The sequence below is a fragment of the Staphylococcus sp. TE8 genome, assembly GCF_000692055.1.
In the GTDB taxonomy this organism is placed as follows: domain Bacteria; phylum Bacillota; class Bacilli; order Staphylococcales; family Staphylococcaceae; genus Staphylococcus; species Staphylococcus capitis.
Map to the genome: position 1 here is coordinate 610,229 of NZ_JMGB01000001.1, position 11,543 is coordinate 621,771.

An 11,543-nucleotide genomic window follows, 5' to 3' on the forward strand; every position below is an offset into this window, starting at 1 on the left:
ATGAAAATTAATTTGTTATGTTCGGATCGATTATTGCCCACTCAATTATTTAAGTTAGAACAACAATCACAATGGGCCGGTATTGATAGAGGTGCATTGATACTAGTTGAAAATGGTATAGAGCCTGTATTTTCAGTAGGAGATTTCGACTCGGTTAATGAAGAGGAACGTCATATATTAAAAGATCAATTAAATATTCATCCAGTAAAAGCTGAAAAAGATGATACTGATCTCGCTCTAGGCGTGCAAAAAGCCGTTCAACAAGGATATTCTACAATAACTATTTACGGAGCAACTGGCGGGAGATTAGACCATTTTATGGGTGTACTTCAAATTTTACAAAAGCCTGAATATTTAGAGCGTCATATTCATCTTCGAGTTATAGATGTTCAAAATGAAATTACATTACTCAACGAAGGTGAACATCAAGTTAAACAAGATAGCACCTATCCATACATTTCATTTATTCCATTAAATGATGAAGTAAGTTTGTCTTTAGAAGGGTTTAAATATAATTTGAGCAATGAATATTTAGAATTGGGGTCAACATTAACTATTTCTAATGAAATTACAACAAAGGTTGCAAAAGTCAATGTGGAAAAGGGCACTGTCTTACAAATGAGAAGTACTGATTAAAATTTTTATAATAATAAAAAAGACCTTAGAGGCAAATTGCCTTTAAGGTCTAAAAATGTGCTCCTCCACATAAGGACATTTTTTGTGCATTATATTTATTAAACTCTAGTAACTTTACCAGATTTTAAAGCACGTGCAGAAACCCAAACTTTTTTTGGTTTTCCGTCTACAAGAATTCTAACTTTTTGAAGGTTAGCGTTCCATCTGCGTTTGTTCGCATTTAAAGCGTGTGAACGATTATTACCAGTCGAAGCTTTACGACCTGTTACGTAACATTGTTTACCCATGAAAGTACCTCCTTTAATAAATATAAATACACATTACTACTTACATACTTTATTAAGATAACACATAAAGGGTAATTGAGCAATAAATATTTAAGCTAATTAAAATCTAATACGCTATATCTGTCATTATTATGGTATAATTGTAAGCTGTGGAGTTATATAGTATGATACTGTAAAGCAATAGTTGAAATTATACAATTAAATTATAATTTAGGTAAAATGATAACGAAATTGAAACGTTTAGTAATTGTTAATTTTTTACAATTGCTCTATTTTTTAGAAATTTTGAATTAAAGAATTTAAAATATTAAGATAAAGCTTAAACACCTTTAACATAAACCATGAGAATTCCAGGAGGAAACAAAAATGACATTAGAAATTTCAAATGATTATGGCAAAATTGATATTTCAAATGAAGTGATTGCATCTGTAGTAGGTGGTAAAGCCGTTGAAAGTTATGGCATAGTTGGTATGGCATCTAGACAACAAGTAAGGGACGGTATTGCTGAAATTCTAGGACATGATAACTATGCTAAAGGCATTAAAGTAAGAGAAGAAAATGGCACGATAGATGTAGATATGTATATTATTGTGAGTTACGGAGTGAAAATTTCTGAAGTAGCAAGTAATCTTCAATCAACAGTTAAATATACACTTGAAAAAACACTTAATGTAAAAGTCAATTCTATTAATATTTTCGTACAAGGTGTACGTGTAAACGATACAGGCAAAAAGGTTTAGGAGGACATCGTGAAATGATTAGCAAAATAAATGGTAAATTATTTGCCGATATGATTATACAAGGGGCTCAAAATTTATCAAATAATGCAGATTTAGTAGATTCATTAAATGTATATCCTGTACCAGATGGAGATACTGGGACGAACATGAATCTAACAATTACTTCTGGTCGTGAGGAAGTAGAAAATAATTTATCTCAAAATATTGGTGAATTAGGAAAGACGTTCTCTAAAGGATTACTTATGGGGGCACGTGGTAATTCGGGCGTAATTCTTTCTCAATTATTTAGAGGTTTTTGTAAAAACATTGAAAATAATGATGAAATCAACGCACAGCAATTAGCTGAGAGTTTTCAAGCAGGAGTAGAAACTGCATATAGAGCTGTAATGAAACCAGTTGAAGGAACAATTTTAACTGTAGCTAAAGATGCAGCAGCTGCATCAGTTGATAAAGCTCAAGATACAGAAGATTGTATTGAACTTATGGAACATACTATACAAGCTGCCAAGGAATCATTAGACAATACACCTAATTTATTGCCAGTGCTTAAAGAAGTAGGAGTCGTTGACAGTGGTGGTAAGGGATTATTATGCGTTTATGAAGGATTTCTTAAAGGTCTAAAAGGAGAAAAAGTAGAAGCGCAAGCTCCTAAATTAGATACCGAATCACTTGTCAATGATGATCATGATTTCCACGGTGTTATCAATACAGAAGATATTGTCTATGGTTATTGTACAGAAATGATGGTTCGTTTTGGTAAAAATAAAAAACCATTTGAAGAACAAGAATTTAGAAATGATATGAGTGAATTTGGTGATTCATTACTTGTAATCAATGATGATGAAATTGTAAAAGTTCATGTTCACACTGAACATCCTGGCGATGTATTTAATTATGGTCAACAGTATGGCGAATTAATTAAACTCAAAGTTGAAAATATGAGAGAGCAACACAGAGAGGTTATCCGCAAAGAACAAAGCGGACAAGAACAAAAGGATAATGCAGATGAACCTAATACAGTAGAAACAGCTGTGATTACAATTTCTATGGGTGAAGGTATTTCTGAATTGTTTAAATCTATGGGGGCTACACACATTATTAGTGGCGGACAGACAATGAATCCTTCAACAGAGGACATTGTTAAAGTTATTGAGCAATCACAATGTAAACGTGCAATTATCTTACCTAATAACAAAAATATTTTAATGGCAAGTGAACAAGCAGCAAATATCGTTGATGTTGATACTGTAGTGATTCCAACTAAATCAATACCTCAAGGTATTACTGCTTTATTCCAATATGACGAAGAATCATCTCTTGAAGATAATAAGAATCATATGGCAACAGCACTTGAGGCAGTTCAATCAGGTTCAGTGACTTATGCAGTACGTGATACTAAAATCGATGGTATTGAAATTAAAAAAGATGAATTTATGGGTCTAGCAGAAGACAAAATTGTAACAAGCGATGCTGATCAATTAACAGCAGTAAAAGGTTTATTAGACAAATTACTTACGGACGATAGTGAAATCTTAACTATGATATGTGGGGAAGAATCTGATCAAGAAGTCACAGAACAATTAAGTAAATGGATTGAAGAAACTTATCCAGATGTAGAAGTTGAACAACATGAAGGCGGTCAACCAATTTATCAGTATTTCTTTGCAGTTGAATAGCAATTTCATACTTTTTATATAACAGTAATTTCTATTTTAAAGAGATAGGAATTACTGTTTTTTTATATTGAATTTTGTTTTGGAAAACTAAGTTAAAAAAGTATAATAAGAATTTTCATATAATTCCCAATTTAGCTAATATTGTGCGTGTTTAATATTGAGATTAATAGCTATAAGTCAGGGTATGCGAATAGTGGATAAAAATTTAAGTAAAGGGGTATTCTTAATGATTTTTGAAACTATGGAGCAAAAAGACTATGAACAACTTGTCTTCTGTCAAGATGAAGTAACAGGATTAAAGGCTATCATTTGTATCCATGATACTACATTGGGACCAGCTTTAGGTGGATGTCGTGTTAGAAATGATTATGAATCCGAAGAAGAGGCCATTGAAGATGCTATGAACTTAGCACGCGGTATGACATATAAAAATGCAGCTGCTGGATTAAATCTTGGTGGTGGAAAGACTGTAGTTATGGGCGCACCTGATAAACAGAATGAAGAGGCGTTCTATAGAGCATTAGGTCGCTATGTTAATACATTAAATGGACGTTATTATACTGCAGAAGATGTTGGTACTTCTGAACATGAAATGAATTTAATATATAAAGAAACTCCATATGTATGTGGAACTAGTAAGTCATTTGGTTCAGCAGGTAATCCAAGTCCAATGACTGCCTATGGTATTTATATTGCATTGAAACGCACTGTAGCAGAAAAATTTGATGGAGATAAACTTGAAGGTAAGACAGTGGCTGTTCAAGGTGTGGGCCATGTATCATATGAGTTATGTCGTTTATTAAATGAAGATGGTGTGAAATTAATTGTCACTGATATTAATAAAGACAATGCACAACGAGCTGTTGATGATTTCGGTGCGGAATTTGTAGAACCTGATGATATATTCTCAGTAGATGCTGATATCTTTGCACCTTGCGCATTAGGTGGCGTCTTAAATGATGATACAATTCCACAATTAAAAGTAAAAGCTGTGTGTGGTTCTGCTAACAATCAATTAAAAGATGAAGATAAACACAGTAAAATGCTAGAAGAAAAAGGTATTCTATATGCACCAGATTATATTGTTAATAGTGGTGGAGTTATTAATACTGCAGATGAATTGAATGGCTACAATGAAGAGAGAGCTAAAGAAAGTATTGAAAATATAGATCAAATTTTAAAACATATCTTCGACATTTCAAGTGAACACAATGAAACACCACTTGAAGCCTCTCAACATTTTGCTGAAACTAGAATGAAGCAAATTTCTCATATTAAAGATATTAGAAAATAAGAGAATAAACTTTAAATAATTTTTAGCACGACAATGATTGAATGTGAAACAATCATTGTCGTATTTTTTATAAATATATAATTAAATATTATAGGTATGGATAAGAGAGTTTTACAGAATCTAATATAATGAAGCGCAACGATACACAATATTATTTTATTTTAAGTGTTCTATTTAACTTAAAAAGTTATGACAAAAATTAATAATATAAACACTATTTACAAAAAATATACACTACTCTAAATAAAAATGTTATAGAATAAATGTATATTACAAATAAAAGAGGTGTGAAATGGAACCAATGATTCTCTTATCGATTCTAGTTATTTTTTGTTCAAGTTTTATATTTGTTCGAAAATATATGTCACAAACATCTAGTTTAAAATTCAAACGTGTCTTCTCACTAATAGCTATATTGGCTATTGTATTTTCAACATTAGGGCAAACGCTTAATGCACAACAGGCACATGCAGCTAATGGATTACATAAAGAGAAAGCAACTTTAGTTAAAGTGATTGATGGCGACACAGTGAAATTAAATTATAAAGGTAAAGTTTCAACGTTTAGACTATTACTTATTGATACACCAGAAACGAAAGATCCTAGAAAACCAGTTCAAAAATATGGTCCAGAAGCAAGTGCATTTACTACAAACATGATGACTAAAGCTAAAAAAATTGAAGTAGCGTTTGATAAAGGACAAAGAACTGACAAATACGGAAGATTATTAGCTTACGTGTATGCTGATGGGAAAATGGTTAACAATGCGGTTGTAAGACAAGGTCTTGCAAGAGTAAAATATGTTTATCCGCCAAACAATACGTATGAACAATTAATCAGAGCAAGTGAAGCTCAGGCTAAAGCTGAAAAGCTCAATATTTGGAGTGTATCCAATACTGTGAAAACTTCTCTAACTTCAACTAAGAAAAAACACACAGCAGTTAAACCGACTTCAACTAAACCGGCAACGATACATCATTATTCAAAAAAATCTAAGACACCTTCTAAAGCTAAAAGTACCTCTAAGAAAGAATATTTTAAAAACTGTACAGCTTTAAGAAAGAAATATTCTCACGGCGTTAAAAAGGGACATCCTGCTTATCGGGCTAAACTTGATCGAGATAAAGATAACTATGCTTGTGAAGTTAGATAATTAAAAAGAAAAATAGTTCAAAGCTATTAGCATTTTTCAAAAATGTTAGTAGCTTTTTTGAATGATGAAACAATAACGTGAGGTTAATTTTCCAAATTATTAACGCATGTGAATCAAATAATTAAGATGAACATGATAGAATATACAATGACTATTGAAGAAAAACATTATTAAGTTTTAGGTGATGGATCATGACAAAAGTACATTTAATCGAAAGCCCCTACACTTTAGACAAAATTAAAGGAATTGGTCCGAAACGATTAACTATATTAGAAGAATTAAATATAAATACTGTAGAAGATCTTGTACTCTATTTACCTACGCGTTATGAAGATAATACTGTGATTGACCTAAACCAAGCAGAAGATCAATCTACAGTTACTGTTCAAGGAGAAGTATATTCAACACCAGCGGTAGCCTTTTTTGGTAGAAATAAATCTAAACTCACTGTTCATATAATGGTGAACAACATTGCGGTTAAGTGTGTCTTTTTCAATCAACCTTATTTAAAAAAGAAAATTGAATTACACGGTACCGTGACAGTAAAAGGTAAGTGGAATCGCGCTAAGCAAGAAATTAATGGCAATCGCATGTTCTTTAATGAACAAACACCACAAGATGATGTTCAGTTAGAGCCTGTGTATCGCATTAAAGAAGGTATTAAACAGAAACAAATTCGAGATAACATTAGACAGGCGTTAGAGGATGTCACGATACATGAGTGGTTATCAGACGATTTAAGAGAAAAGTATAAATTAGAAACATTAGAATATACACTACGCACTTTACATCACCCTAAGGATAAACAAAGTCTTTTAAAAGCACGTCGTACATATGCCTTTACAGAACTTTTTATGTTTGAATTACGCATGCAGTGGTTGAATCGTTTAGAGAAGTCATCAGATGAAGCGATTGAGATTGATTATGATATATCTAAAGTTAAACAATTTATCAATCACTTGCCTTTTGAACTCACAGATGCACAAAAAACAAGTGTTAATGAAATATTTAGAGATTTAAAGGCGCCCATTCGAATGCATCGTTTACTTCAAGGAGATGTAGGTTCTGGTAAAACAGTAGTCGCGGCAATTTGTATGTACGCATTGAAAACAGCAGGTTTCCAATCTGCTTTAATGGTACCTACAGAGATATTGGCTGAGCAACATGCTGAAAGTTTAATTGAATTATTTGGAGATACGATGAATGTCGCACTTTTAACTGGCTCGGTTAAAGGTAAGAAACGACGTATTCTGTTAGAGCAGTTGGAGAATGGCTCAATTGATTGTTTAATAGGTACACATGCACTTATTCAAGATGATGTAGTTTTTGAAAATGTTGGTTTAGTGATTACAGATGAACAACATCGTTTTGGTGTTAGTCAGCGTCAAATGTTGAGAGAAAAAGGTGCTATGACGAATGTTTTATTTATGACAGCAACACCAATTCCTCGAACGTTAGCGATTTCAGTGTTTGGAGAAATGGATGTTTCTTCTATTAAGCAATTACCTAAAGGTAGAAAGCCTATCATCACAAGTTGGGCTAAACATGAACAGTATGAGCAAGTCTTAGCACAAATGACGAGTGAATTACGTAAAGGTAGACAAGCATATGTCATCTGTCCATTGATAGAGAGTTCAGAGCACTTAGAAGATGTTCAAAATGTGGTTGCGCTATACGAATCGTTACAAGAATATTATGGCGCTGAAAAAGTTGGATTATTACATGGTAAACTAACCTCTGATGAAAAAGATGAAGTGATGCAAAGATTCAGTGATAAAGACATTGATATACTTGTTTCAACTACTGTAGTTGAAGTCGGCGTTAATGTTCCTAATGCTACATTTATGATGATTTATGATGCAGATCGTTTTGGTTTATCTACGCTACATCAATTACGTGGACGTGTGGGAAGAAGTGAACATCAAAGTTATTGTGTACTTATTGCTTCTCCTAAAACAGAAACAGGTATAGAGCGTATGACAATTATGACTCAAACTACAGATGGATTTGAACTAAGTGAGCGAGATTTAGAAATGCGAGGTCCAGGAGATTTCTTTGGAGTCAAACAAAGTGGACTACCAGACTTCCTCGTGGCAAACGTAGTAGAAGACTACCGCATGTTAGAAGTAGCAAGAGACGAAGCAGCCGAACTCATACAATCAGGACAATTCTTCCAACAACACTACACACAACTCAGAAACTTCATCCAAAACAACCTCCTACACACCAGTTTTGATTAGGGGGCCCCAGCACAGAGACTTTCGAGAGCGAAAGTCAACAGACAGTGCAGGCTGGGGCTTTGCCCTACACAGAGCATTTCGTAAAGAAATGCAACCGGCCATGGAAGTAGGGATTATATATTTAAACTAAATTCCATCATTGTTACCACTGATGTTGTATTACATTAGTTAATAAATTTATTTCTAGAAATCGGTGATAGATATTCTTAATGAATTAAAAGCCACGTTGCAGTTATTTGTTGAGGAATTGAATCAGAAAGTGTTATGATATGTTAGGAATATTTAAGACTTGGTACTAAAATGAGGGGTGAAAGTTTGAAACTAAAGAAAGACGAACGCAGAATAGCTATTCAAAATGCAATTGATGCTAACCCCTTTATTACTGATAATGAACTTTGCGAAAAGTTTGGAGTGAGTATTCAAACAATTCGCTTAGACCGTACGCATTTAAATATTCCTGAGTTACGTAAAAGAATTAAGTTAGTGGCAGAACAAAATTATGGCCAAATTAGATCGATTGAAGCTAATGAAATTATTGGAGATTTAATACAAGTTGAGCCTGATATTGAAGCACAGTCTTTAATAGAAATTACTGAAGATACTGTCTTTGCTAAAACTCAAATTGCTAGAGGACATATTCTCTTTGCCCAGGCTAATTCTTTGTGCGTGGCATTAATACATAATCCAACAGTTCTGACACAAGAAAGTCAGGTTGAATTTATCGAAAAAGTGAAATTAAATGATACGGTAAGAGCAAAGGCTCAAGTTATAGATAAAACATGTAAGCACTATATTATAGAAGTTAATTCATATGTGAAAGATAAATTAGTTTTTAAAGGGAAATTTAAAATGTTTTATATAAGTGAGGATGAATTCAATGGTTAAAATTGCAGTTGATATGATGGGTGGAGATGATGCACCAGGTATCGTACTCGATGCAGTTAAAAAGGCTGTAGAAGATTTTAAAGATTTAGAGATAATTCTTTTTGGAGATAAAGAACAATACAACTTAAATCATGATCGTATTGATTTTAGACATTGTTCTGAAAAAATTGAAATGGAAGATGAACCTGTTCGTGCAATTAAACGTAAGAAAGATAGCTCAATGGTGAAGATGGCAGAAGCTGTTAAATCTGGAGAGGCTCATGGATGTGTTTCGGCCGGAAACACTGGAGCATTAATGTCAGCAGGATTATTTATTGTTGGTCGTATTAAAGGTGTTTCAAGACCTGCATTAGTAGTAACTTTACCAACAATGGATGGAAAGGGCTTTGTCTTTTTAGATGTAGGAGCTAATGCGGATGCTAAGGCAGAACATCTATTACAATACGCACAATTAGGTAATATCTATGCTCAAAAGATTCGTGGTATAAAGAATCCTTCAGTGTCACTTTTAAACATTGGCACTGAAGCAGCTAAAGGTAATTCTTTAACTAAAAAAGCTTATGAATTATTTGAAAAGGATCATTCATTTAATTTCCAAGGTAACATTGAAGCTAAAACGTTAATGGATGGTAATACAGATGTAGTTGTTACCGATGGTTATACTGGAAATATGGTATTAAAGAATCTAGAAGGTACAGCAAAATCAATTGGTAAAATGTTAAAAGAAACTATTTTAGGTAGTTTTAAAAATAAAATTGCGGGTGCTATTCTTAAGAAAGACCTAGACGCATTCTCTAAGAAAATGGACTACTCCGAATATGGTGGTTCAGTACTTTTAGGCTTAGATGGAACTGTTGTAAAGGCACATGGTAGTTCAAATGCTAAAGCATTTTACTCAGCCATTAGACAAGCTAAAATCGCTGGAGAAGAAAATATAGTTCAAACAATGAGAGAAACGGTAGGTGGTAAAAATGAGTAAAACGGCAATTATTTTTCCTGGTCAAGGAGCTCAAAAAGTTGGAATGGCAAGTGACTTATATAATGAAGAAACACGTTCAACTGAAATCTTAAATCAAGCACAAGAAGCACTTTATTTCGATTTATTAGAAACAATGTTTACTGATGAAGAAGGTAAACTAGGTGAAACTGAGAATACTCAGCCAGCTTTATTAACTCATAGTGTTGCACTGTTAGAGGCGTTACAAAATTTAAATGCTGATTACACAATGGGACATAGTTTAGGTGAATATTCAAGTTTAGTAGCTAGTGTTGTACTCTCATTTGAAGATGCAGTTAAGATTGTTCGTAAACGTGGACAACTTATGGCTCAAGCATTTCCTAATGGTGTAGGTAGTATGGCTGCTGTACTTGGATTGGACTACGAAGAAGTTGATAAAATTTGTAAAGATTTATCTAATGAAGAAGAAATAATTGAACCTGCCAACATTAATTCACCAGGACAAATTGTTGTTTCAGGTCATAAAACTTTAATTGATAAATTGGTTGAAGAAGGAAAAACTTTAGGCGCTAAACGTGTACTTCCTCTAGCAGTTTCAGGACCATTCCATTCATCTATGATGAGCGTGATTGAGGAAGATTTCGCTTCTTACATTAATGAATTTGAATGGCATGATGCCAAATTCCCTGTTGTCCAAAACTTTAACGCACAAGGTGAAACGGACGCGGAAGTGATTAAACATAATATGGTTAAACAATTATATTCACCTGTACAGTTTATAAAATCAACAGAGTGGTTGATTGAACAAGGTGTAGATCACTTTATTGAAATTGGTCCAGGTAAAGTATTATCAGGATTAATTAAGAAAATTAATAGAGACGTTAAAATTACTTCAATTCAAACACTTGAAGATGTGAAAGGATGGAATGAAAATGAGTAAAAGTGCTTTAGTTACAGGTGCTTCACGTGGTATTGGACGTAGCATCGCATTACAATTAGCTGAAGAGGGCTATAATGTAGCTGTCAATTATGCAGGTAGTAAAGATAAAGCAGAAGCTGTTGTTGAAGAAATCAAAGCTAAAGGTGTAGATAGCTTTGCTATTCAAGCTAATGTGGCGAATGGCGACGAAGTGAAGGCTATGATTAAAGAAGTTGTAAGTCAATTTGGTTCTGTTGATGTATTAGTAAACAACGCGGGTATTACTAGAGACAATTTATTAATGCGTATGAAAGAACAAGAATGGGACGATGTGATTGACACAAATTTAAAAGGTGTATTTAATTGCATTCAAAAAGTGACGCCTCAAATGTTACGTCAACGTGGAGGCGCGATTATTAATTTATCAAGTGTTGTTGGTGCAGTGGGTAATCCTGGCCAAGCAAACTATGTAGCAACTAAAGCAGGAGTGGTTGGTTTAACTAAATCATCTGCTCGCGAGTTAGCTTCACGTGGTATTACTGTTAATGCAGTGGCTCCAGGCTTTATTGTTTCTGATATGACTGATGCTTTAAGTGATGAACTTAAAGATCAAATGTTAGAGCAAATTCCGTTAGCACGCTTTGGTGAAGATACTGATATTGCTAATACAGTTGCATTCTTAGCTTCAGATAAAGCTAAATATATCACTGGTCAAACAATTCATGTTAATGGTGGTATGTATATGTAAAGTAAC

At 33.4% G+C, this 11,543-nt stretch carries 11 protein-coding genes and 1 pseudogene; 11 read left to right on the forward strand and 1 reads right to left on the reverse strand.

All coding sequences use genetic code 11. The features are described from left to right. Positions 1 to 636: a thiamine diphosphokinase gene (locus tag CM54_RS02990; RefSeq protein ID WP_030065330.1), complete on the forward strand. Its 636-nt coding sequence runs from the start codon at positions 1 to 3 to the stop codon at positions 634 to 636. 98 nt (positions 637 to 734) lie between these two features. Here the strand turns inward: CM54_RS02990 and rpmB are convergent, their stop codons facing one another. After that, positions 735 to 923: a 50S ribosomal protein L28 gene (gene rpmB / locus CM54_RS02995; RefSeq protein WP_002435210.1), complete on the reverse strand. Its 189-nt coding sequence runs from the start codon at positions 921 to 923 to the stop codon at positions 735 to 737. A 366-nt stretch (positions 924 to 1,289) separates the two neighbouring features. Here rpmB and CM54_RS03000 point away from each other — a divergent pair, with 366 nt between their 5' ends. From CM54_RS03000 to fabG, 10 genes and pseudogenes are all read left to right on the forward strand, one after another. Further along, positions 1,290 to 1,664 carry an Asp23/Gls24 family envelope stress response protein gene (locus CM54_RS03000; RefSeq protein ID WP_002435187.1) on the forward strand — a complete coding sequence of 125 codons (375 nt, stop codon included), beginning with the start codon at positions 1,290 to 1,292 and terminating at the stop codon, positions 1,662 to 1,664. 14 nt (positions 1,665 to 1,678) lie between these two features. Further along, positions 1,679 to 3,340 carry a fatty acid kinase catalytic subunit FakA gene (fakA, locus tag CM54_RS03005; RefSeq protein ID WP_037548805.1) on the forward strand — a complete coding sequence of 554 codons (1,662 nt, stop codon included), beginning with the start codon at positions 1,679 to 1,681 and terminating at the stop codon, positions 3,338 to 3,340. A gap of 226 nt (positions 3,341 to 3,566) precedes the next feature. Next, the gene (locus tag CM54_RS03010; RefSeq protein ID WP_030065336.1) at positions 3,567 to 4,634 is read left to right on the forward strand and encodes a Leu/Phe/Val dehydrogenase; all 1,068 of its coding nucleotides are present in this window, start codon (positions 3,567 to 3,569) and stop codon (positions 4,632 to 4,634) included. A gap of 292 nt (positions 4,635 to 4,926) precedes the next feature. After that, positions 4,927 to 5,529 (forward strand): annotated as a pseudogene (locus tag CM54_RS12860) (thermonuclease family protein); the annotation flags it as partial. A gap of 3 nt (positions 5,530 to 5,532) precedes the next feature. Further along, positions 5,533 to 5,787, forward strand: a complete 255-nt coding sequence (locus tag CM54_RS12865) for an excalibur calcium-binding domain-containing protein (RefSeq protein WP_231469383.1) — start codon at positions 5,533 to 5,535, stop codon at positions 5,785 to 5,787. A 191-nt stretch (positions 5,788 to 5,978) separates the two neighbouring features. Continuing rightward, positions 5,979 to 8,027 carry an ATP-dependent DNA helicase RecG gene (gene recG / locus CM54_RS03020; RefSeq protein WP_037548809.1) on the forward strand — a complete coding sequence of 683 codons (2,049 nt, stop codon included), beginning with the start codon at positions 5,979 to 5,981 and terminating at the stop codon, positions 8,025 to 8,027. Positions 8,028 to 8,342: 315 nt separating this feature from the next. Next, positions 8,343 to 8,912 (forward strand): transcription factor FapR, encoded by a 570-nt coding sequence (gene fapR / locus CM54_RS03025; RefSeq protein WP_002435186.1) that lies wholly within the window; start codon positions 8,343 to 8,345, stop codon positions 8,910 to 8,912. Next, on the forward strand, positions 8,905 to 9,891 hold the full coding sequence (plsX, locus tag CM54_RS03030; protein WP_002435190.1) for a phosphate acyltransferase PlsX: 987 nt from the start codon (positions 8,905 to 8,907) through the stop codon (positions 9,889 to 9,891). The genes fapR and plsX overlap by 8 nt, the downstream gene beginning before the upstream one ends. Further along, positions 9,884 to 10,810, forward strand: a complete 927-nt coding sequence (fabD, locus tag CM54_RS03035) for an ACP S-malonyltransferase (RefSeq protein ID WP_037548812.1) — start codon at positions 9,884 to 9,886, stop codon at positions 10,808 to 10,810. The genes plsX and fabD overlap by 8 nt, the downstream gene beginning before the upstream one ends. Next, positions 10,803 to 11,537, forward strand: coding sequence for a 3-oxoacyl-[acyl-carrier-protein] reductase (fabG, locus tag CM54_RS03040; RefSeq protein ID WP_002435264.1), 735 nt, complete (start codon positions 10,803 to 10,805; stop codon positions 11,535 to 11,537). The genes fabD and fabG overlap by 8 nt, the downstream gene beginning before the upstream one ends. The last annotated feature ends 6 nt before the right edge of the window (positions 11,538 to 11,543 follow it).

Bases quoted from the DNA above. Each gene is read 5' to 3' on its own strand.
- fabG (WP_002435264.1), top strand. From the start codon at position 10,803: ATGAGTAAAAGTGCTTTAGTTACAGGTGCTTCACGTGGTATTGGACGT.
- fakA (WP_037548805.1), top strand. From the start codon at position 1,679: ATGATTAGCAAAATAAATGGTAAATTATTTGCCGATATGATTATACAA.
- plsX (WP_002435190.1), top strand. From the start codon at position 8,905: ATGGTTAAAATTGCAGTTGATATGATGGGTGGAGATGATGCACCAGGT.
- fabD (WP_037548812.1), top strand. From the start codon at position 9,884: ATGAGTAAAACGGCAATTATTTTTCCTGGTCAAGGAGCTCAAAAAGTT.
- CM54_RS03010 (WP_030065336.1), top strand. From the start codon at position 3,567: ATGATTTTTGAAACTATGGAGCAAAAAGACTATGAACAACTTGTCTTC.
- recG (WP_037548809.1), top strand. From the start codon at position 5,979: ATGACAAAAGTACATTTAATCGAAAGCCCCTACACTTTAGACAAAATT.
- rpmB (WP_002435210.1), bottom strand. From the start codon at position 923: ATGGGTAAACAATGTTACGTAACAGGTCGTAAAGCTTCGACTGGTAAT.
- CM54_RS03000 (WP_002435187.1), top strand. From the start codon at position 1,290: ATGACATTAGAAATTTCAAATGATTATGGCAAAATTGATATTTCAAAT.
- CM54_RS02990 (WP_030065330.1), top strand. From the start codon at position 1: ATGAAAATTAATTTGTTATGTTCGGATCGATTATTGCCCACTCAATTA.